Annotated in this window: 14 protein-coding genes; 4 read left to right on the top strand and 10 right to left on the bottom strand. The window is 69.9% G+C overall.

The window, feature by feature from the left end:
- Positions 1-79 precede the first annotated feature (79 nt).
- From ACFV15_RS18600 to entS, 9 genes are all read right to left on the bottom strand, one after another.
- Positions 80-694: a hypothetical protein gene (locus ACFV15_RS18600; protein WP_378351702.1), complete on the bottom strand. Its 615-nt coding sequence runs from the start codon at positions 692-694 to the stop codon at positions 80-82.
- Positions 695-761: 67 nt separating this feature from the next.
- The gene (locus ACFV15_RS18595) at positions 762-4,145 is read right to left on the bottom strand and encodes an amino acid adenylation domain-containing protein (protein WP_378351701.1); all 3,384 of its coding nucleotides are present in this window, start codon (positions 4,143-4,145) and stop codon (positions 762-764) included.
- Complete coding sequence (locus tag ACFV15_RS18590) at positions 4,142-8,575, bottom strand: amino acid adenylation domain-containing protein (RefSeq protein WP_378351700.1); 4,434 nt, start codon at positions 8,573-8,575, stop codon at positions 4,142-4,144. Before ACFV15_RS18590 ends, ACFV15_RS18595 begins: the two co-directional genes overlap by 4 nt.
- Positions 8,572-11,640, bottom strand: a complete 3,069-nt coding sequence (locus ACFV15_RS18585; RefSeq protein ID WP_378351699.1) for an amino acid adenylation domain-containing protein — start codon at positions 11,638-11,640, stop codon at positions 8,572-8,574. Before ACFV15_RS18585 ends, ACFV15_RS18590 begins: the two co-directional genes overlap by 4 nt.
- Positions 11,641-14,658 carry an amino acid adenylation domain-containing protein gene (locus tag ACFV15_RS18580; RefSeq protein WP_378351698.1) on the bottom strand — a complete coding sequence of 1,006 codons (3,018 nt, stop codon included), beginning with the start codon at positions 14,656-14,658 and terminating at the stop codon, positions 11,641-11,643.
- Positions 14,648-15,067: an aspartate 1-decarboxylase gene (gene panD / locus ACFV15_RS18575; RefSeq protein ID WP_378351697.1), complete on the bottom strand. Its 420-nt coding sequence runs from the start codon at positions 15,065-15,067 to the stop codon at positions 14,648-14,650. The genes ACFV15_RS18580 and panD overlap by 11 nt, the downstream gene beginning before the upstream one ends.
- Positions 15,068-15,069: 2 nt before the next feature.
- A complete protein-coding gene (locus ACFV15_RS18570) occupies positions 15,070-15,282 on the bottom strand; it encodes an MbtH family protein (protein ID WP_378351696.1) in 213 nt (70 codons plus the stop codon).
- Between the two features lie 112 nt (positions 15,283-15,394).
- Complete coding sequence (locus ACFV15_RS18565; RefSeq protein WP_378351695.1) at positions 15,395-16,198, bottom strand: alpha/beta fold hydrolase; 804 nt, start codon at positions 16,196-16,198, stop codon at positions 15,395-15,397.
- 10 nt (positions 16,199-16,208) lie between these two features.
- Positions 16,209-17,468 carry an enterobactin transporter EntS gene (gene entS / locus ACFV15_RS18560; protein WP_378351694.1) on the bottom strand — a complete coding sequence of 420 codons (1,260 nt, stop codon included), beginning with the start codon at positions 17,466-17,468 and terminating at the stop codon, positions 16,209-16,211.
- A 77-nt stretch (positions 17,469-17,545) separates the two neighbouring features.
- Between entS and ACFV15_RS18555 the strand changes: the two genes are divergently transcribed.
- Genes ACFV15_RS18555 through ACFV15_RS18545 form a run of 3 tightly spaced genes read left to right on the top strand, consistent with a single transcriptional unit; the run spans position 17,546 to position 21,103 of the window.
- A complete protein-coding gene (locus tag ACFV15_RS18555) occupies positions 17,546-19,132 on the top strand; it encodes a (2,3-dihydroxybenzoyl)adenylate synthase (protein WP_378351693.1) in 1,587 nt (528 codons plus the stop codon).
- Positions 19,119-20,120 carry a FecCD family ABC transporter permease gene (locus tag ACFV15_RS18550; RefSeq protein ID WP_378351692.1) on the top strand — a complete coding sequence of 334 codons (1,002 nt, stop codon included), beginning with the start codon at positions 19,119-19,121 and terminating at the stop codon, positions 20,118-20,120. The genes ACFV15_RS18555 and ACFV15_RS18550 overlap by 14 nt, the downstream gene beginning before the upstream one ends.
- Complete coding sequence (locus tag ACFV15_RS18545; RefSeq protein WP_378351691.1) at positions 20,117-21,103, top strand: FecCD family ABC transporter permease; 987 nt, start codon at positions 20,117-20,119, stop codon at positions 21,101-21,103. The genes ACFV15_RS18550 and ACFV15_RS18545 overlap by 4 nt, the downstream gene beginning before the upstream one ends.
- Here the strand turns inward: ACFV15_RS18545 and ACFV15_RS18540 are convergent.
- Entirely contained in the window at positions 21,100-21,498 is a 399-nt protein-coding gene (locus ACFV15_RS18540; RefSeq protein ID WP_378351690.1) for a hypothetical protein, read from the bottom strand. The genes ACFV15_RS18545 and ACFV15_RS18540 overlap by 4 nt on opposite strands.
- 191 nt (positions 21,499-21,689) lie before the next feature.
- Between ACFV15_RS18540 and ACFV15_RS18535 the strand changes: the two genes are divergently transcribed.
- A complete protein-coding gene (locus tag ACFV15_RS18535) occupies positions 21,690-21,887 on the top strand; it encodes a hypothetical protein (protein ID WP_378351689.1) in 198 nt (65 codons plus the stop codon).
- The last annotated feature ends 199 nt before the right edge of the window (positions 21,888-22,086 follow it).

The raw sequence follows: 22,086 nt of genomic DNA, 5'->3' as shown, positions 1-22,086 counted from the left end.
CTCACCCCCCCCACCCACACCCACCCACTAGCGTCCGTCGTTGAACTCCCCGCTAACAACCGCCAATACCACTCACGACCTAGTCGAAGGGTTCGCTGACGTGGAAGTGGTCGTCGAGGGCGGCGACCAGGTCGGCGGCGAGGGCCGGGCCGTAAGGCTCGGCCCATTTTCGTACCAGGCCGAGGAAATCGAGCAGGTCGCGCCGGATCACGGCGAGGCGGCCGGGCAGCTCCGCGAGCCGGACCTCGACGGGCCGGCCGGACGGGGTCGCGTCCTTGCTGCCGCCTTCCGGCCAGAAGCGGGCGACCCCCGTGGCGAACTCGAGTTTGGGCTCGGGGTCGTGGCCGAGCCAGGGTTCGGCGCCGCGGACCAGGTAGAGCCAGTCGCGCCAGTCCTCGAGGCCACAGCAGCAGCCGGGCTCGATGGCGACGCCGGTCGCGGTGTCGCGCACGCGCAGGCCGCCGGAGGCGACCACGCGCTCCGATCCGGACAGCTTCCGCAGGAGGCTGAGTGCGTCCGAGACGCCGATGTCGTGCCGGTTGTACTCGGCGATGGCGGCCATCGCCTTGCCCACTTCGAGTTCCGCCAGCCTGCCGGACAACACGATCAGGTCATCGGGCGGCTGGTCGGCGACCGGCCAGTGCGGGAACGGCGTGGAATGGTGAGCCGACACCACGGCCTGGAACTCGATCACGGGCTCAGTTTCACCCGTGATCGAGGCCAGGCGCCTTCTTTTTCAATTTTTTCGGACTTTCACGCTCTCAGGCGAGAAGCTCACTTTCGAGTTCCTCGGCCGAAAGCTCCGCAACCTCCAGGTAGATCTCCGCGACCTGTTCCAGGCGACCGGGAACCGAGTCGTCGGAAGCCAACCGGGCGGCCATCGCGCCTGGTGTGAGCGTCGCGAACAAGGTGCGCACCGACACCTCGTCGGTGTCGAGTGCCTCACGCAGCCTGCCGATGATGACCGTGGCGAGCACGGAATCGCCGCCCAGCGCGAAAAACGCGTCGTCGAGACCGACACGCTCGGTTTCGAGCACGTCCGCCCAGATCGAGGTGACGACCTTTTCCAAAGCGGTTTTCGGCGCACTGTAAGAATCGGTTTGCACCGCCCAGGAAAGGGCGACCGCGCGCCGGTCGATCTTGCCGTTGGAAGTCAGCGGGAACTCGTCGAGCACCACGATCCGCGACGGGACCATGTGCGGCGGCAGCAACTCGCGTGACCACTCGCGGACCTGCTCGCCGTCGACGTCACCGGCGACGGCCGCGACGAGCTGACTACCCGAAACCCCGGCCACACCACGGCGCACATCCGGGTGCTGGGCCAGAGCCGCTTCGACCTCGCCGAGTTCGATGCGCACACCACGCACCTTGACCTGGTGATCGCGACGGCCGAGGAACTCGAGCGTGCCGTCCGGCCAGTAGCGGGCGAGGTCACCGGTGCGGTACCAGCGCGCGCCCTGGTGCTCGACGAACCGGTCGGCCGTGCGTTCCGGGTCGCCCCGGTAGCCGGCGGCCACGCCGTCGCCGCCGATCCAGAGTTCGCCGCCGACCCAGTCGGGGCAGTCGCGGCCGAGCACGTCGACCACCCGGCAGCGCACGTTGCGCAGCGGCGTCCCGTAGGGCACCGACCGCCATGTCGGCGGCACGTCACGCACTTCGCACACGGTCGAGTGAATCGCGGTTTCGGTCGTGCCGCCGAGTCCGGCGAACCGGCATTCCGGCGACTGCGCGGCCACGCGACCCGGCAGGTCGGTGCCTACCCAGTCGCCGCCGAGCAGCACCGTGCGCAGCCCGGAAAGCTCACCAGGGCGAGCCGACAGCAAGAGCATGTCCAGCAGCGCGGGCACACAGTTGACGAGCGTGACCCCGCGCGCGGCGGCCAGTTCGGCCCAGCGGCGTGCTTCGCGCTTGTCCGTCTCCTCCACCAGAACCACCGCTCCCCCAGCGGAAAGCAGGCCAAAGACGTCGTACACCGAAAGGTCGAAGTCCAAAGCGGACACCGCGAGACACCGATCGCCCGCGCCGATCTCGAAGCGCTCGTTGAGGTCGTCGATGGTGTTCATGGCCGCGCGGTGCGGGACCTCGACACCCTTGGGCTCGCCGGTCGAGCCGGAGGTGAACAGCACGTACGCGATCGACTCCTCGTCGACCCTGACGGGCTCGGCCAGCGGCTCGGCGTCGGCGGGCACCTCGGTCAGCACCAGCTTGAGGCCGCCGATCCGCTCGATGCGCTCGCGGCGCGCGGGTGGCTGGTCGACGCCGATCGGCACGTAACCGGCACCGGCGGCGAGCACGCCGAGTGCCGCGACGAGCTGGTCAGGCCCCTTGGGGAAGCTCACGCCGACGGTGTCGCCCGGCTGAACCCCTTGGGCCACCAAGGAACCAGCGACCCGAAGCGCGCGCTCGGCGAGTTCGCCATAGGACAGCGTGCCGTCGGTGCCCCACAACACCGCGGGCGTGTCAGGCGTGCGTGCGGCCAGTTCGAAGAAGCCGTCCTGCAGCAGACGCCCGCTGCGCTCACCCGCGGTCGCGTTGACGCGCTCGCGGACCTCGGCCTGCGCGACCGGCAGCACGCCGCCGACGGACAGCTCCCAGCCCTCGGCCGACTGCCCGAGCCTGGTCACCAGGACGTGGAAGGCGGCGAACATCTCGTCGATCATCCCGGCGGGGAAGGCGTCCTCGCGGACATCCCAGTTGATCAGCAGGCCGCCGTTGACCTCGGTGACCTGTGCGTCGAGCAGCACCTGCGGGCCCTGCGAGATGATCCACACGGGCTCGCCGAAGCTGCCGCGCACGGTCTCGTCGAACAGCTCGCCCAGGTTCAGCGCGCTGGTGAACACGATCGGCGCGAGCACCTGCTCGCCCTCGTGCCGCGAGAGATCACGCAGCACCTCGACGCCGGAGTACGCGGCGTGCGCGGCGTCGGCGTGCATCCGCTCCTGCAGTGCGCGAGCGTGGTCCACAAAGGACGCTTCGGCCGAGAAGTCCACGTCGAGCAGCACCGAGCCGGTGAAGTCGCCGACCAGCGCGTCCACCTCGGGGTGGATCGGCTCACGGGCGAACATCGGGACGTTGAGCAGGAACCGCGGCTGCGCGCTCCACGACGCGATCGACTCGGCGAAGGCCGTGGCCACCACCATCGCCGGGGTCAGGCCGTGCTCGTGCGCGCGGGCGCCCAGGCGCGCGCGGTCCTCGGGCGAAAGCCAGTGGTGGCGCCGGGTCACGCGGTTCGCGTCGCCGCGCTCACCCTCGGGCACCAGCGGCAGGTCCGGTGCGGACGGCAGCTCGGGAATCCGGTGCTGCCAGTAGTCCTTGGCCTTCTCCTGATCGGCGGCGCGGGTGACCTCGCGCTCGGCGAGGTAGCGCGGGTAGCTGTAGCCGATGGGCGCGAGTTCCAGCGCCGGGTCGGCGTAGAAGCGGGCGAGGTCGGACAGCAGGATCCGGTAGCTCATCGCGTCGGCGGCGAGCATGTCGACGTCGACGTGCAGCCTGGTCCGGCCGTCAGGCAGACGCGAAAGCCGGATCGAGAAGACCTCGCCGCCGGAAACGTCGAGACGCGCGTGCGACGACTTCTCGCGCAGCGCCTCGAGTTCGTCCTCGTGCTGCAGGTCGTTGACGATCAGCGCGGGCTGGCGGCGCGCGGGCAGGATGCGCTGCGTGCCGTCGTCGCCGATCTGCGCGCGCAACATGCCGTGCCGCGCGACGAGCTTGCCGACGGCGTGTTCCAGCCGCTCCGGGTCGACGTTCTCGCCGTCGAACTCGACGTACAGGTGCGCCGCGACCGCGCCGAGCGTGCTCTCCTCGTCGCACCCGATCCAGTACGCGTGCTGCATGAGCGCGAGCGGGAACGGCGCGTCCTCGTCGACCTCGACCGCGACCGGCTCGGCGACGACACCGGGCGCGTCGGCCAGGATCTGGCGCCAGTCGGCCAAAGTCGGCCGCTTCGCCAGCTCCGCGAAGCTGACCTTGACGCCTCGTCGACGCCACTTGCCCGCCACCTGCATGAGCTGGATGGAGTCGAGCCCGAACTCGATCAGGCTGTCCTGATCGGACAGTGACGCCGCCTCCGCGCCAAGAAGGGCGGTCACCTCGCGCAGGAGCTCCTCCGCCGTCGGCTGTGCCTGCGTCGGCTGTGCTTGCGTCACCACGATCCTCCGTTTTCGATTTCGTCGATCTCAGCCTGCGACAGTTCCCCGAAGGTGAAGTCGGAAGCCGTGTGCCCACCAGTGGTCTGATCGGCGAGCTCGCGCAAAGCCGTTTCCCAGCGGGCGATCAGGTCCTCCACGACCGCGCTGTCCAGCAGCTCGTCCGGCCAGGCGAGGGTGATGTGGAGCCCGCCCGCGACCGCGGCGGCCTCGATGTCCAGCGCGGCGACGACCGGCCGGTCGTCCTCCGCCGGCAGCCGGAACGTCGTCGCCTCCGGGGCGACCGACCAGGCCTTACCGTCCGAATCGGACACCCGGCCCAGGTAGTTGAACACGATCTCGGGCTCGGCGAGGTCGCCGAGCACGGCCGCGGTCTCCGGGTCGAGGTGCCGCAGCAGGCCGTAGCCGATGCCGTGATCCGGCGCCTCGCGCACCTGCTCCTTGACCAGCTTGAGCGCCGCGTCCGCCTGCGCTCCCCCGGCGTCGAGCCGGACCGGGTAGAAGCTGGTGAACCAGCCGACGGTCGACGACAGGTCGAGCCCGTCCGCGATCTGTTCCTCCCGGCCGTGCCCTTCCATGCCGACCACGACCGGGCGGCCGAACGCCATCGCGAGGCCGGCGAGCAGCACCTCGTGCACGCCCGCGTAGAAGGCCTCGGGCACGCTCGTCAGCAGCGGCTCGGCGAGTTCCGGCTTCACCACCAGCTCGGCCTTGCGCAGCGTCGCGGTGATGTCGCGGGCCGGGTCGAGTGGCCGGTCGGCCAGCGAAACCCGTTCGCCGCCAAGGATTCCGGTCCACAAGTCGAGTTCCGCGGTCCGGGTGCGCGCGTTGTCGGTGAGTGCCTGGGTCCAGCGCCGGAACGAGGTCCCGTGCTTGTCGCGTGACGGCTCGGCGAGGTCCGCGGTCAGTATCGACCACGACACCCAGTCGACAACGAGGTGATGCGCGACGAACAGCAAGCGCGCGGTCTCCGGGAACCAGACCAGGTCGACCATGCGCCCGGCCGCCGGGTCGAGACGCGACCGCGCGGCCAGCGCATGCGAGGTGGTCCACTCCCCGCCGCTCTCGGTGAGCACGTCCACGGCCTTGACCGCGCCGGCTGGGCGCACCGTCAAGTGCTCGCCGTCGAGCCGCGCACGCAGCATGTCGTGGGTGTCGAGCAGTGTCTGCACCCGGTTGACCAGGTCTTCCTTGGTCAGCTCGGCCGGGGTGACGAGCAGGACAGTCTGGTTGAGACCGCCGACCGCGCCATCGGCCCAGCGCATGACCGGGGTCAGCGGAAGCTCGCCGACCCCGACGTCGTCCGCCGACGGGGTGGCCAGCGCGGTGGCCAGTTCCGCGAGCGCGGCGGGTGTCGGGTTCTCGAATACCTGACGCGGGGTGAGCGCGACACCGGCCTTGCGGGCCCGGCTGACCAGCTGGACGGACAAGATGCTGTCACCCCCGAGCCGGAAGAAGTCGTCGTCCACTCCGGCGCCCGGAAGGCCGAGCAGCTCGGCGAAAAGTCCACAAAGGATAGCCTCGCGCTCGTTCGCCGGTTTCCGCGACTCCGCGAGCCGCTCCGGCTCCGGGACCGGCAGCCGGGACCGGTCCACCTTGCCCGAAGGCATCAGCGGGAACTCGGTGAGCATCACGAACGCCTGCGGCACCATGTGTTCCGGCAGCCGTGCCTTGGCCCACTCGCGGATCGGGTCGGCGTCGGTGGCCAGGCAGTATCCGACGAGCCGCTTCACGCCAGGCGCGTCCTCGCGGACCACGACGACCGCGCGGCGGACGAGGTCGTGCTGCTCCAGCACCGCTTCGATCTCTTCCAGCTCGACCCGCATACCGCGGATCTTGACCTGGTTGTCGGCGCGGCCGAGGAACTCCAGCGTGCCGTCCGGCCGCCAGCGCGCCAGGTCACCCGTGCGGTAGAGCCTTTCGCCGGGCGGCCCGAACGGGTCGGCGACGAAGTGGTCGGACGTGCGGCGCGGGTCGTTGACGTAGCCGCGTCCCAAGTAGACACCGCCCGCGTACAACTCCCCGTGCACGCCAACGGGAACCGGCCTTAGCCGCTCGTCGAGCACGTACAGCCGGGTGTTGGTGTTCGGCTTGCCGATCGACACCACGCTGCGGATCGCGTCGGTCCGGTAGACGACATGACTGACGCCGATCGTCGCCTCGGCGGGCCCGTAGCCGTGGTACATCACGGCCGGGACGATCGCGCGGAACCGCGCGAACAGCTCGGGCGTCAAGACCTCGCCACCGCACCAGACGTGGCGCAGCGAGCCGCCGCGCACCGCGAAATCGTCCAGCTGCAGCAACAGATCCAGCATCGACGACACCAGGTACACGAAGGTGACCTTGTGCTTCGCGATCGTGTCGGCGAGGTATTCGGTGTCACGTTCGCCGCCGGGCTCGGCGATGACGAGCCTGCCGCCGGTGGTCAGCGGCAGGAAGATCTCGTTGATCGAGATGTCGAACCCGAGCGGCGCCTTGAACAGCGACGCGTCGGACTGGCCGCCGAAACCGAGCAGCCCGCGCTGCCACAGCAGCCGGTGCGCGATGGCCCGGTGCCGGATCATCGCGCCCTTGGGCACGCCGGTCGAGCCGGAGGTGTAGATGACGTACGCGAGGTTCTCCGGGTCGAGCGGAACGTCCAGATTGGAGTCGTCGCCGTCGAGCCCGTCGAGGTCACCGGCGCTCAAGACCGTGACCACGCGGGCGCTCGCGCAGACCTCGGCGATCCGGGACTCCGGCCACGCGGGCTCGACCGGCACGAACGCACCACCGGATTTGAGCGTCCCGAGCAGGGCGACGACCATGTCCAGCGACCGCTCGAGATGGATGCCGACGGTTCGCTCGGGCCCGACACCCAAGCCCACCAAACGGCGGGCGAGCTGGTTCGCGCGCGAGTTCAGTTCCGCATAGGTCAGCCGAGAGTCGCCGGATTCGACCGCGATCGAATCCGGGTTCGCCGCCGCCTGCTCTTCGACCAGCTCCAGCAGTGTCGCGGACGTCATCGGCGCGGCGGTGTCGTTCCACTCGCTCAAGATCTGCGTGCGTTCGGCGGGCGCCAGCACATCAAGTGTCGCGATGGGACTGTCCGGATTGGACGCTCCAGCGACGATGAAGACCTCGAGCTGGGTCAAGAACCGCTCGATGGTCTCCGAGGTGAACAGCTCATCGCGATAGGTCGCCTCGATGAGCAGCGACCCGTCGGTCAGGAACGCCTCCAGCGCCAGGTCGAACTGGGTGGTGTCGTTGTGCACCGTCTCCCACTCGGCCGTGATCCCCGGCAGCTCCGGGCCCTGCAGCCCCTGGGTCAAGAACAGCAGCATGACGTCGAACAGCACCGAACGGCCCTGCTGGCGCTCCGGCCGCAGCCGCTCGACGAGCCGGTCGAACGGCATGTCCTGATGCGCGAAGCCCTCGGACGCGAGCTTGCCGACCCGCTCGGCCAGCTCGGCGAACGTCGGGTCACCGCTCAGGTCAGTGCGCATGACCAGCGTGTTGCCGAAGTTGCCGATCAGGCCTTGGAGATCGGCGTTGTCGCGGTTCATGGTGGCCGCGCCGACGGGGATGTCGGCGACGCCGGTGTACCGCGCGAGCAGCGCCGAGAACCCGGCGAGCAGCACCATGTACGGGGTGACGCCCGCGCGCTTGCCGAACGCGAGCATCAGCTCGGTCGACTCCGGCGCGAACGTGTGGTGACGGCGCCCGCCGCGCTCCCCCGGCAGAGCGCGGCGCGGGCCGTCGGTCGGGATGGGCAGCGGCTCGGGTGTCGGCGTGAGCTTGCGCTCCCAGTAGCCGTAGTGCTCGGCGAGCTTCTCGTCGGTCCATTTCTCGCGCTGCCACGCGGAATAGTCGGCGTATTGCACCGGCAACGGCTCGAGTTCGACCGTTTCGCCGAGCGCGCGGCGGTACAGCGCGGTGAGGTCACGCGAGAGCGCGTTGAACGTGCCGCCGTCCCAGGCGATGTGGTGCACGGTCAGCACGAGCACGTGCTCTTCGGCCGACTTGGTCTCCAGCCGCACCCGCATCGGGTGATCGGTCGCGAGGTCGAACGGCGTGCCCGAGTCCACTTCGGCCGGTCGCTCGGCGAACTCCAGGTCGCCGTTCCACTCAGCGTCGACGATCTGCGCCGGATGGCCGTCCTCTGTTGACAGATACCGGGTGCGCAGGATCTCGTGCCGTTCGGTCAGGCCGCGCAAAGCGGTCCGCAAGGCGGAGACGTCCAGCGGCCCGCGCAGCCGGATGGACAGGCACACGTTGTACGCGGCGGTGTCCGGGTCCAGCTCCTGCAGGAACCACATCCTGGCCTGCGCGAATGAGAGAGGCGCTTCCGCTTGGGCTCGGCGCGGGATGCGCTCGGTCTTACCCGACAGCCCGGCCGCGGCCAGCCTGCGCCGGAGCAGTTCCCGCTTGCGTGCGGCCAAATCGTCGCTCACCGCGAGCCACCTTTCAGAGCCAGTTCGGCGACGGTCGGGCGTTCGAAAACGTCATGCGGCGAGAGGTCCATGCCGCGCCCACGTACTTTGCCGATCAGCCGCATCGACAGCAGGCTGTCGCCGCCCAGCTCGAAGAAGTCGTCGTGCACACCGACCGTCTTCAGCCCGAGCACCTCGGCGAACACCTCGGCCAGCTCCTTCTCGGCCGCGGTCCTCGGCGGCTGCGAGCCGACCGGCAGCTCCGGCACAGGCAGCTTGCTGATGTCGAGTTTTCCGTTGTGGGTCAACGGGAACGTGTCGACGAGCACGCACACCGACGGCACCATGTAGTCCGGCAGCGACTTCGACGAGAACGCCCGCACCTGGCGCGGGTCCGCGCCCGGCGCGACCAGGTAGGCGACGAGCCGCCGCACACCAGGCGTGTCTTCGCGGACGACGACCGCGGCGCGCTCGACCTTCTCGTGACGCAGCAGCGCGTTCTCGATCTCACCCGGTTCGATCCGGAAGCCGCGGATCTTGATCTGGTCGTCCACCCGGCCGAGCAGATCGACGAAACCCTCGGGTGTGAACCGGGCGATGTCGCCGGTGCGGTACATCCGCGCGCCGGGCTCACCGGCGAACGGGTCCGCGACGAACCGGCTCGAGGTCGTCCTCGGCCTGCGCAGATACCCGCGCGCGAGTCCGGCACCCCCGATGTAGAGCTCACCGGGCACGCCGGCGGGCACCGGGTTGAGGTGCCGGTCGAGCACGTACATGAACGCGTTCGCGACCGGCCGTCCGATCGACGGCTTGTCGCTCCAGCTGACCGCGCAGGCGGCCGAGTCGACCGTGGCTTCCGTTGGGCCGTAAAGGTTGTACGTGACCAGCCCCTCCTGCTCGCGCAGGAACTTCCACAGCTGCGGCGGCACGCCCTCGCCGCCGACGGCGAGCACCTTGAGATCGCCGCGCCAGTCCTCGGCGGTGACGATCTCGCCCAGCAGCGACGGCGACAGCTCGATGAACTCGATGCGGTGCTCGGCCAGGAACCGGCGCAGCAGGTCCGGGTCGCGGCGCGTCTTCTCCGGCACCAGGTGCAGCTCGTGCCCGGCGAACATCCACAGCATCGGCTGCCAGGACGCGTCGAACACGATCGGCCACGCGTGCCCGATCCGCAGCGGCCCGCCCGCCGGGTCGAACAGCTGGTTCTTGTGGCTGGTCAGCAGGTTGACGATGGCGCGGTGCGGCACCATGACCGCCTTCGGGCGGCCCGTCGAGCCCGAGGTGTAGATGACGTAGGCCGGGTGTTCCGGCGACAACGCCACGTCGGGCGAGCCGGCCGGGTAGTCCAGCGGCTCGTCCAGCAGGATCACCGGAGCGCCGGTCACCTCGGGCGCCGAGGTCCGGGTGGTCAGCAGCGCGACCGGCTCGGCGTCGGCGAGCATGCCCTCGATCCGGTCGACCGGCCACGCCGGGTCCAGCGGCAGGTACGCGGCGCCGGACTTGAGCACACCCAGCAGCGCGACGATGGCGTCGGGCTCGGGCGGCAGCGCGAAGGCGACGATCTTCTCCGGTCCCGCGCCTGCCTCGATCAGGCGATGCGCGAGCTTGTTCGCGCGGGCGTTGAGCTCGGCGAAAGTGAGGCTCTCGTCCTCGCCGACCACCGCGATCGCGTCCGGGGTGTACATCGCCTGCTGCTCGAACACACGCGGCAGCGTGCGCTCGTCGCGGTCGAGGTGCGCGCCGATGCCCTGGGTCAGCAGCCAGTCGCGCTCGCCCTCACCGAGGATCCGCATGCCCGCGACCTGACGGTCCGGGTCGGCGGTGAAGTCCTCGACCAGTCCGCGCAGGCGTTCGGCCAGCGCTTCGACGAACGGCCGCTCGAACACGTCCGGCCGGAACTCGAAGTTCACCGAGAACTTGCGCTCGGCGAAGGCGGCCAGCGTGAGCGGGTAGTGGGTGGCGCCGTTGGCGTGCCACTTCTTGACGCTCAGCCCGGTCCCGGCGGCCGCGTCGGTGACCGCGTCCACGTCGAGCGGGTAGTTCTCGAAGACCACCAGCGAGTCGAACAGGTGCCCGGTGCCCGCGGCGCGGTGGATCTCGGCGAGGCCGAGGTAGTGGAACTCGATGAGCTTCGACTGCTCGTCCTGCAGACGGCGCAGTGCCTTGCTCAGCGGCTCGTCCGGGTACATCCGGACGCGGACCGGGACGGTGTTGATGAACAGGCCGATCATGGACTCGACGTCCGGCAGATCGGCGGGACGGCCGGACACGGTCGCGCCGAACACGACGTCGTCCTGCCCGGTCAGCGCGCCGACGAGCCGCGCCCACAGGCCCTGGACCACGGTGTTGACCGTCAGCCGCCGTGAACCGGCGGTGCGGTGCAGCGATCGGGTCAGCTCCTCGGTCAGCTCCATCGTGACGATGTCCGGCTTCACCGGCTCGCGGGCCGCGCGCTCGGAGGCGAGCAGCGTCGGCTCGACGACCCCGTCGAGTGCCGCGCGCCAGGCGTCGGCGGCGACGTCACGGTCGCGGGAAACAAGCCACGCCAAGAAGTTCCGGTACGGGCGCACCGGCGGCAGTTCGCCTTGCGCGCCGTAGAGCTTGAGCAGCTCGCGGACCAGCAGCGGGATGGACCAGCCGTCGAGCAGCAGGTGATGGTTCGACATCATCAGCAGCCATTGGGTCGCGGCCAGCTTGACGATGGTGAACCGCAGCAGCGGCGGGCTGGTCAGGTCGAACCGCTTGACGACGTCCTCTTCGGACAGACGCTCCAGCTCGGCCTGCTGGACGGCTTCGTCCAATCCGGACAGGTCCACTTCGGACCATGGCAGGTCGACCCGCTTGAGGATGACCTGCACCGGGTCGTCGAGATCCTCGTGCATGAACCCGGTGCGCAGGTTCGCGTGCCGGTCGATCAACGCCTCGGCCGCGGCTTTGAACCGTGCCGTGTCCAGCTCGCCTTCCAGCGAGACATGGAACTGCATCGTGTAGACGTCGGTCCCGGCGGCGTCATACAGCGCGTGGAACAGGAAGCCTTGCTGCAGCGGGGAAAGCGGCAGCACTTCTTCGACTAGTGACTCACTCATTTACGCCTGCCACCTCGCGGAAACCTTCGCCAGCTGCTCTTGACTCAATGACACGAGCGGTGTGTTCCCCGGGGTGAACTCCCGTGCCTGCGGCGCGACATCCCCGGAGTTGCGCGCCAGTTCCGCGACGGTCTCGTGCTCGAACACGTCGCGGGGCGCGATGGTGATACCCGCGCCTCGGGCCCTGGCGACCAGCCTGACCGAGATCACGCTGTCGCCGCCCAGCTCGAAGAAACTGTCGTGGATGCCGACCTCCGCCAGGCCCAGCACCTCCGCGAAAAGTCCACAAAGGACCTTTTCGCGGTCGTCGCGCGGACCTTCCGACGTGGTCAGCTCGGCGAAGTCGGGCGCTGGCAACGCGGTCCGGTCGACCTTGCCACTCGGCGTCAGCGGCAGCTCGCCGAGCACCACGACCACCGCGGGCACCAGGTGCCCCGGTACGGCCTGCGCCATCTCGCGCCTGAGCTCCAGGCCGTCACGGGTCGCCACGACATAGGCGGCCAGTTTGCCGTCGCGCGGCACGACCACCGCGCGGCTCACGCCGTCGAGCGCACGCAGCGCGGCTTCGACCTCGCCGGGCTCCACACGGAAGCCCCGGATCTTGACCTGGTGGTCGGCGCGGCCGAGAAATTCCAAACCTCGCTCAGTCCGCCGGACAAGGTCACCCGTGCGGTAAAGCCTTCCGGTGCCGAACGGGTTCGCCACGAACCGCTCGGCGGTCCGCCCCGGCTGGCCAAGGTAGCCTCTGGCCAGCCCGGCACCCGCCAGGTACAGCTCGCCGATCTCGCTCGGGCGCAGGAACGCGTCCAGGATGTAGGCGGTCGTGTTGGCGACCGGATGCCCGATGAGCACGGAGTCGGCGGCGAGGCTGTCACCCGCGGCTTCGGAGCAGCCGTAGAGGTTGATCAGGCGTGCGTCCGGCCACCGCTCGGCGACCTTGCGCGCGAGTTCTTCGGTCAAGGCCTCGCCGCTGGTCACCCAGGTTTCGACCGAGGCGAACGAGCCCTCGGCTTCGACCAGCCCGGCCAGCAGGCTCGGCACGACCGTCACCAGGTTGACACGCTCGCGGTCGATCAGCTCGGTCAGCGCGAGCACGTCACCGGCGGTCTCGGCGTCGGCGATCACCACGGTCTCGCCCGCGATCAGGCCGCCGAGCAGTTCGGTGGTGCCGTCGATGAAGCTCAGCGGGCTCTTCGCGACGCGGACCTCGTGGCGTGGCAGGAAGTCCCGGCTCCAGGTGAGCCGGTTGGCCAGCGCCAGCTGGGTGCCGACGACCGCCTTCGGGCGGCCGGTCGAGCCGGACGTGAAGATGACGTACGCGGGATGCTCCGGCGCGATGTCCGGCAGCGGCCCGGGCTCGGCGTCGAACTGGCCGAGGTCCCGGATCACCACCGCGGGCTTCGCGTCGGTGAGCATCAGGTCGATGCGCTCGGCCGGGTAGGAGATGTCGATCGGCAGATACGCCGCGCCCGACTTGAGCACGCCGATCAGCGCGATCGCGAAGTCGGCGGAGCGCGGAAGTGCCAGCGCCACCACGGTTTCCGGGCCCGCGCCCAGCGCGCTCGCCACGCGGTTCGCGCGGGCGTCGAGTTCCGCGTAGGTCAGCTTCGTGTCGCCGAAGACGACCGCGGTCGCGTCGGGCGTCCGCGCGACCTGGGCTTCGAAGAGCGCGCGCACGTTCCGCGGCACCGCGGCGATGGGACCGGCCTCGGCGGTGTTCTCGGGCGAAATCCGGGCGACCGGTGTCGCGGGCGCGTCGGTGAACACTTCGACCAGCCGCTTGAGGCGGTCGGCGATCCCGGAAACCCCGGCCTCGTCGAAGACCGCGGGCTGGTAACCGAACGTCCAGCCCAGGCGTTCACCGGGGATGACGGTCAGCGAGAGCGGGTAGTGCGCGGCGTCGTGGACGTCGATCCCGGTCAGCCGGGGGCCGTCGGCGCCGAGCGCCTGCTCGATCTCGCTCAGGTCGAGCGGGTAGCTCTCGAAGACGATCAGGGTGTCGAACAGCGTGCTGTGCCCGGAGACGCGCTGGATGTCGGCGAGCCCGGCGTGCTGGTGATCCAGCAGCACGGACTGCTCGCGCTGCAGGCGCTTGAGAAGGTCTTCGAGCGACTCGTCCGCGCGCAAGGTGACCCGCACGGGGAGGGTGTTGATGAACAACCCGACCATCGACTCGACCCCGGCGAGACCGGGCGGGCGACCGGAGACGGTCGCGCCGAGCACGACGTCGGTGCGCCCGGTGAGGCCGCTCAGCAGCAGTGCCCACAGTCCTTGCAGGACAGTGCTCGGGGTCAGGCCGCGCTCGCGCGCGAGTGAGGTCAGCTTCGCGGTCGTCTCGGCGTCGAGCGTGGTCGTGAACCGCTCGGGCACGCCGGATTCCGGGTGCGGCTGGCCGACGAGCGTCGGGCCGTCGAGGTCGGAAAGCGCTTCGGACCAAGCCTTTTCGGCGGCCGCACTGTCCTGTTCGGACAGCCACTTCAGGTAGTCGCGGTACGGCCGCACCCTCGGCAGCGGCGCGCCACCGGTGGCGTACAACGTGAACAGCTCACGCACCAGGATCGGCGCCGACCAGCCGTCCCACAGCAGGTGGTGCGACGACAGCACGAGCCGGTGTCGCTCGTCGCCGAGCTTGACCAGCGTGAACCGCAGCAACGGCGGCTTCACGAGGTCGAAGCGCAGCGCCCGGTCTTCGGCGAGCAGGGCCTCGAATTCGTCCGGCCGGTCGGACAGATCCGTTTCCCGCCAAGGCAAAGCGACCTCGCGGCGGACGACCTGGGTCACCTTGCCCGAGGACAGTGTGCGGAACTCAGCGCGCAGGTTCGCGTGCCGCCGCAGCAGCGCCTCGGCGGCCGCGCGGAACCGGGCGGCGTCGAGCGGGCCGTCCAGCGACAGGGTCAGCTGCCCGGTGTAGACGTCCGGCGCCTGCTCGTCGAACAGGGCATGGAAGACCATGCCCTGCTGCGTCGGCGAAAGCGGCAGTACGTCTTCCACCGTGGACTTGCCGGGCTCAGCCGGCATGGACGGCCCCCGAGAACTGATCGACCGCGCCGGGCACCGGCTCGGACGGATCGGAGCCGAGCTTGACGATCCGGTTGTCGGCGTCGACGTGCACCACACGCGGCTTGAACTCGGCGCGCTCGGCGTCGGACAGCTGGCCGTAGGCGATGATGATCACCAGGTCACCCGGGTTGACCAGGTGCGCGGCCGCCCCGTTGATGCCGATCACGCCGGTGCCGCGCTCGCCGGTGATCGCGTAGGTGACCAGCCTGGCGCCGTTGGTGATGTCGACGACGTGCACCATCTCGCCCTCGACGATGTCGGCGGCGTCCATCAGGTCTTCGTCGATCGTCAGCGAGCCGACGTAGTGCAGGTCCGCCTGGGTCACGGTGGCACGGTGGATCTTGCCGCTCATCAGTGTGCGCAACATGGTCACTCGCCCTCGGTCGCTCGGACGAGGCTGCGTGGCCGCATGTCGGTCCAGGCCGCCTCGATGTGCTCAAGGCAGGCCTGCCTGCTGTCCTCGCCGAACACGACGGTCCAGCCGGCCGGGACCTCCGCGAACGCGGGCCAGAGCGAGTACTGGCCTTCGTCGTTGACCAGCGCGTGGAACCGGCCGCTGTCGTCATCGAACGGGTTCGTCACCGAAAACTCCCGCAGTTAGTTAGCCAAGCCTTACTTTAGACAGGCTTACCTTAGTCAGCGAAGAGCAGGTGCGTCGACCCCCGCCGGGGGAGGAAAAACGTGACCGAGGCCGCTATCGCGCGAAGAACTCCAGCAGCGCCGCGTTGACGGCCTCCGGGCGCTCCAGATAGCCGTAGTGCCCGCAGTCCGGGAGCTCGCGGTAGCGCGCGGACGGGATCGCGTCGGCGACCTCGCGCGCGAGGAACGGTGGCAGGACATTGTCGTCGGCGAACCCGATGACCAGCGTGGGCGCGCTGATCGCGCGGTACGCGGGCAGCCTGCTCTCGGTCATGTCGAGTTCGAGCTGCGCGCGCAGTCCCCGCGTCCAGTTGACCGGCGACAGCTCGAACATGTCGAGCCAGTCGCGGACCTTCGCCTCGTCGGCGAGTGTGGCGGGCGAGAGATTGCGCTGCGCGCGGACGACGGCCTCATACCTGGCAGGCAGCTTGAGTCCGCTCGCGCGCAGTTCCTTCTCGGCGGCGCGGGAGGCCTTGCGCATGGCGTCGGTCCGGCCTCGGGTGGCCAGCATGACCGCGCTGGTGACCAGCTCCGGCCTGGCCAGCGCGAGTTCCTGCACGACCTGCGCGCCCAGCGAGGTGCCGACCAGCCGTGACGGCCCGAGGCCGAGATGCTCGATCAGCCCGGCCGTGTCGGCGACGAGGTCGTCGATCTTGAAGCCGTCAGGACACTCGCTCGTGCCGCCGACGCCCCGGTTGTCGAAGGTGATGACGCGGTAGCCCGCCTCGACCAGCGCGGGTACCTGGTGCAGCTGCCACACCCGGCCGGTGGCGGCCATCCCCATCACCATGACGACCGGCTCGCCGTCGCCGGTGTCCCAGTACTTGAGGTCGATCCCGTTGACCTGGGCCAAAGGCACGTGCCGCTCCCTAAATCTTGACTTCGTCCGCGGACGGCGCCTGCAGGCTGGCTTCGCGCAGCTTCGGCAGGAACACCGCCATCGCCGCCACCCCGGCCACGCACACCACGCCACCGGTGACGATCGCACCCGGTCCGCCCAGCAGCTTGGCCGCCAGCCCGGCTTCGGCGTTCCCGACGGCGGAGCCACCGGTAGCCTGCGCCAGCCAAAGGCTACCGACCCGGCCCTGCAAGTGGTCGGGTGTGTAGTGCTGCAGCAGCGCGCGGCGCAGGATCTCCGACACCGTGTCGCCGAGGCCCGCCAAAGCGAGGAACACCAGGCCCAGCCACAGGTTCCCGCTGAGGCCGAAGCCGGTGATCGCCACGCCCCAGAGCAGCACGGACGCGATCAGCGCGCGTCCGGTCCGCTTGGTCCGGCCGGTCCAGCCACTGGTCAGCGCGCCGAGGAAGGCACCGACGGCGGGCGCGGTGTAGAGGAGCCCGACGGCGGTCGGGCCGCCATGGAACACGTCGGTGCCCATCTGCGGGAACAACGCGTACGGCATCGCGAAGAGCATCGCCCACATGTCGATCAGCAGCAGGCCGAGCACGACCTGGTTGCCCTTGACGAACTTGAAGCCTTCGAGCATCGACTTGATCGGGTGCTGCTGGGTGTCGACGTGCTCGCCCGGCGGCAATGCGGGGATGAACCACAGCAGCACGACGCTGAGCAGGTACCCGAGCGCGTCGGCGGCGAAGCAGGCCGCGATACCGGGCCCTGCCGCGATCACGCCGGCGAGCGCCGGGCCGACCATCGCGCCGAACTGGCTGGTGACCGTGATCAGCGCGCCCGCCGCCGCGAGCAGCTTCGGGCCGGAGATCGCCGGGATGGCGGCCATCAGCGCGGAACCGCCGATGCCGAACACCACGCCCGCGAGCACGGCGGCGAGATAGACGAAGGCCAGCGACGGCGACGGCAGCGCGGCGTTGACCGAGAAGCCCGCGAGCACGAGCGCGGCGAGCAGGCGGCTGCCGAGGATCACCTTCCGCCGATCGGTCCGGTCCGCGACCACGCCGCCGACGACCAGGCCGACGAGCAGCGCGATGCCGAACGTCAGGCTCACCAAGCCGACCTGCAGCGAGGACTTCGTCAGGTGATAGACCTGCAGGTTCACCCCGACGTTCGTCAGGCTCGCCCCGAGCACGCTCAGCGTCTGCGCGGCGAAGACCCGCCGGAACGCGCCACTTCGGCGCAGTGGCTCGATATCGATGACCAGTTCCCCGAGCCGCAAGTCCGTCGTCCCCTCGTGAGCATCCGAATACGTCGGCTAGCCTAACCTAAGTTCATCCCCCGGAACGAGGAGCCGAGATGCTGGACGGGTGCACGCCCTGGCCGCAGGAACTGGCCGGAAAGTACCGCGCCGAAGGGTACTGGGCCGGGCAGCCGCTCGACGTCCTCCTGCGAGAAGGGGCACAAAACCACCCGTCACGGACCGCACTCGTCGGCCCGACCGGCACCCGCTGGACCTACGCCGAACTCGACGCGCGCGCGGACCGCGTCGCAGCGGGCTTCGCCGCCGCCGGTATCGCCCGGGGCGACCGGGTCGTCGTGCAGATGCCCAATGTCGACGACTTCGTCGTGACGATCTTCGCGTTGCTCCGCGTCGGCGCGCCGCCGGTGCTCGCGCTGCCCGCGCACCGCGAGAGCGAGATCGTGCCGCTGTGCGAGCTCAGCGCCGCGACCGCCTATGTCATCGCCGACGAGGACGACACCTTCGACTACCGCTCGCTGGCGCGCACGGTCGTCAAGGCGGTTCCGGGGCTGCGCCATGTTTTCGTGTCCGGCGATCCCGCCGAGTTCACCGCTCTTCCCGACGCCGCGCCGGTTCCGCTGGACGCGCCGGACGCGGGCGAGGTGGCGTTGTTCCTGCTCTCCGGCGGCACGACCGGCACGCCGAAGCTGATCCCGCGCACGCACGACGACTACCTCTACAACGCGCGCGCGAGCGCGGAGGTGTGCGGTCTCGACTCGGAGACCGTGTACCTCGTCGCGTTGCCGGCCGCGCACAACTTCGCGTTCGCCTGCCCGGGGATTCTCGGCACGTTCGCGGCGGGCGGAACGGTCGTGCTCGCGCCGAACCCGAGCCCGGACGTGGTGTTCGAGCTCATCGAGACCGAACGCGTCACGGTCACCGCCGTCGTCCCGCCACTCGCGTTGCTGTGGATGGAGAACGCGGAGTGGAGCGACAACGATCTGTCCACTTTGGAGCTTCTGCAGGTCGGCGGCGCGAAGTTCTCCGCCGAACCCGCCGCCCGCGTCCGTGAGACGCTCGGCTGCCAGTTGCAGCAGGTGTTCGGCATGGCCGAGGGACTGCTCAACTACACGCGCCTCGACGATCCCGAAGAGCTGATCGTCACCACCCAGGGCAGGCCGCTCTCCCCCGCCGACGAGGTCCGCGTCCTCGACGCCGACGGCAACGAAGCCACGGAAGGCGAACTGCTCACGCGCGGCCCGTACACGCTGCGCGGTTACTACCGCGCCGAGGAGCACAACAAACGCGCGTTCACCGAAGACGGCTTCTACCGTTCCGGCGACCTCGTGCGTGTGCTGCCGACCGGGCACCTGATCGTCGAAGGCCGCGTGAAGGACCAGATCAACCGCGGCGGCGAGAAGATCCCCGCCGAGGAACTCGAGAACCACCTGCTCGCGCACCCGCTGGTGCACGACGCCGCGGTGGTCGGCATGGCCGACGAGGTCATGGGTGAGCGGATCTGCGCGTTCCTCGTGGTCAAGGGCGAAGCGCCGGCGTTGCGTGACGTCACCACGTTCCTGCGTGCTCGCGGGGTCGCGGCGTATAAGCTCCCTGACCGCGTCGAGGTGCTCGACGAGTTCCCGCTGACCACCGTGGGCAAGGTCAGCAAGAAAGCTTTGGGGAAGCTGCTTGAAAAAGACTGACGGGGCGCGCGCCACGGGGCTGGTCGCCGCCGTCGCCGTGCTCGGCCTGATCGCGCTGGTGAGTGTCGCGGTCGGCGCCCGCTCCATTCCACTGTCCACTGTGGTTTCGGCGTTGTTCGGCGAGTCCACACCGGACGTCCACTTCGTCGTGTGGGAGCTGCGGGTGCCGCGCACGCTGATCGGCCTCGCCGTCGGCGCGGCGCTCGGTACCGCGGGCGCGTTGATGCAGGCGCTGACCCGGAATCCGCTCGCCGATCCAGGTCTTCTGGGCGTCAACGCCGGTGCCGCCGCGGCCGCGGCGCTGTCGGTCAGTGTCCTCGGCATCACGGACCTGCGCGCGTTCGTCTGGTTCGCGTTCGCGGGCGCCGCGCTCGCCGGGATCGTGCTGTACGCGCTCGCGACCGGCGGCCGCAGCGGCGCGTCCCCGGTCCGCCTCGCCTTGGCGGGCACCGCGATCACGGCGGCGCTGACCGGCGTCACCCAGACCGCGATGCTGCTCGACAGCAAGACTCTCGACCAGATGCGCTTTTGGACGGTCGGTTCGCTCAACCGGGCCGACGGCGCGACGATCGCCCGTGTCGCCCCGTTCCTCGCGGCTGGACTGGTGCTCGCGCTGGCGCTGGCACGCCCGTTGAACGCCATCGCGCTCGGCGACGACGCGGGCCGCGCGCTCGGCGCGAACATCGGCCGCACCCGGGTGCTGACATTGGTCGCGATCACCTTGCTGGCGGGCGCGGCGACCGCGGCCGTCGGGCCGCTGGTGTTCGTCGGGCTGGCGGTGCCGCATATCGTGCGCGCGCTCACCGGCCCCGACCAGCGGTGGATGCTGCCCTACTGCATGGTGCTCTCCCCCGCGCTGCTGCTGGCGGCCGACATCCTCGGCCGGGTGGTCGCGAAACAGGAACTCGACGTCGGCGTCGTCACGGCGCTGCTGGGCGCGCCGGTGTTCATCTACCTGGTTCGCCGGACGCGGATGGTGCGCTCGTGAAAACCCGTGCCTTCACGGCTTCCGTGCTCCTGCTGGTGCTGCTCGCGCTGATGGTGGTGTTCACGCTCGGCACCGGCGCGATCTCGGTGGCGCCGCTCGACGTGATCAGGACGTTGCTCGGCAACGGCAGCCGCATGACCAACTTCGCCGTGCTCGACCTGCGCCTGCCCCGTGTGGTGGTCGCGGCGGGTGTCGGGATCGCGCTCGGCCTGTCCGGCGCGGTGTTCCAGAGCCTGTCCCGCAATCCACTGGGCAGCCCGGACATCGTCGGCTTCACCTACGGCTCGGCGACCGGCGCGCTCGCCGTGATCGTCCTTTTAGGAGGAAGCTCGGCCGCGATCTCGCTCGGCGCGGTCGTCGGCGGCCTGCTGACCGCGTTGCTGGTGTACGTGCTGGCGTGGCAGCAAGGGGTGCGCGGCTACCGGCTGGTGCTGGTCGGCATCGGGGTGAGCGCGATACTGCAGTCGATCAACTTCTACCTGCTGGTCACCGCGAGCCTCAACGAAGCGGGCCGCGCGACCGTGTGGATCACCGGCAGTCTCGACAACCGCGGCTGGGGCCAGGCCGTCCCGCTGCTGTGGGCGCTCGTGCTCGTCGTGCCGCTGGTGCTGGCGGGCGGCAGGTGGCTGAAAATGCTGGAGATGGGTGACGACGCGGCGCAGGCGCTGGGTGTCCCGATCGAACGCAGCAGGCTGTATCTGCTGATCGTCGGCACGGCGGCCTGTGCCATCGCTACGGCCGCCGCCGGGCCGATCGCCTTCGTCGCGCTCGTGGCGCCTCAGCTCGCGAAGCGGCTTACCAAGGCCGCCGGGCCGAACCTGCTCCCGGCGGCCTGGATGGGCGCCCTGCTCGTCGTGGTCGCGGACTTCGCCGCGCAGCGGGTCGCGGGTGACACGCTGCTGCCGGTCGGCGCGATGACCGGCGCGTTCGGCGGCGTCTACCTCGCCTGGATCCTCTGGCGCTTCCGTACCAAGGCTTCTTAAAGGCTGGTACGGCGGCGGACCAGCCACCAGGCGATGACGAAACCGAGCACGGCCAGCAGCACGAAGATGCCGGTCTCGATCAGCTGGAACGTCGGCACCCGCTCGGCGGGCTGCCACTCGTGCAGGAAATCGGTCGCCCCGTTCTTGCGCAGACAGGCGACGCGCGCGTCCCAGTTCCCTGCCTCAGCACACTTCTCGACCCAGCCGAGCTTGGTGCCCGAGGCGTCGACGAAACCGGTGTAGATGGCGTTGGCCTGCGGGCCCCAACCGGGCGGTGACTTGATGGTCGCCGCTTCCGAAAACGGCTGCACGAGCCGGAGCGGGGGCAGGAAGTACTCCCGGATCTTGGAGACGGCCAGCCGGACCCCGACGAACACGACGAGCGTCATCGCCATGGCCGGCAGCGTCCGCCGGAACAACGCGCCCGCCGCGATGCCGAGCGCGAGCCCGAAGAGTGTAGCCGAGCACCGTCGGCACCGACGCCTCGAAATACGGTGTCTCCCACTGGCTGTGCACCTGGACGAACTCGGGAATCCGGCGATGCGCGGAGCTCAGCAGGCTCGCCAGCGCGCCGAGCGCGATCGCGATGACACCGGTCATCGCGGCCAGCAGTCCCGCCTTCGCCACCAGCCAGCGGACCGGGGTCACGCCTTGGGACCAGATCAGCGGATGCGTCTGCTGGTCGTATTCGCGGGCCACGAGCGGAGCACCGACGAAGGCCGCGACCACGCCCGCGAAGGCGCTCGGGACGAACCACATCGGGAAGTCCACGTACTTGTTGTAGAAGTCGCGGTCCGCGGCGACGTCGAACGCGCACGGCGGCTGCATGCTGCCTTGGTCGCATCGTGTCGAGGTCATCACCGACGCGAGGTGGTCCAGACCGGGCACGAACCAGAGGACGACACCCACCACGGCGAGCGTGGCGGCCAGCGAACCGAGCACGAACCAGCGATGCTGACGCCAGGTCAGCCACAGCAGGCCGC

This window comes from Amycolatopsis sp. NPDC059657, from assembly GCF_042734395.1.
Classification (GTDB): domain Bacteria; phylum Actinomycetota; class Actinomycetes; order Mycobacteriales; family Pseudonocardiaceae; genus Amycolatopsis.
The sequence above is the reverse complement of the archived record's forward strand: the minus strand, read 5'-3'. Positions and strand labels throughout refer to the sequence as shown.

Excerpts from the sequence above, each read along its gene's own strand:
- ACFV15_RS18585 (WP_378351699.1), bottom strand. The coding sequence starts at position 11,640 with ATGAGTGAGTCACTAGTCGAAGAAGTGCTGCCGCTTTCCCCGCTGCAG.
- ACFV15_RS18580 (WP_378351698.1), bottom strand. The coding sequence starts at position 14,658 with ATGCCGGCTGAGCCCGGCAAGTCCACGGTGGAAGACGTACTGCCGCTT.
- panD (WP_378351697.1), bottom strand. The coding sequence starts at position 15,067 with ATGTTGCGCACACTGATGAGCGGCAAGATCCACCGTGCCACCGTGACC.
- ACFV15_RS18555 (WP_378351693.1), top strand. The coding sequence starts at position 17,546 with ATGCTGGACGGGTGCACGCCCTGGCCGCAGGAACTGGCCGGAAAGTAC.
- ACFV15_RS18540 (WP_378351690.1), bottom strand. The coding sequence starts at position 21,498 with ATGGCGATGACGCTCGTCGTGTTCGTCGGGGTCCGGCTGGCCGTCTCC.
- ACFV15_RS18535 (WP_378351689.1), top strand. The coding sequence starts at position 21,690 with ATGACACCGGTCATCGCGGCCAGCAGTCCCGCCTTCGCCACCAGCCAG.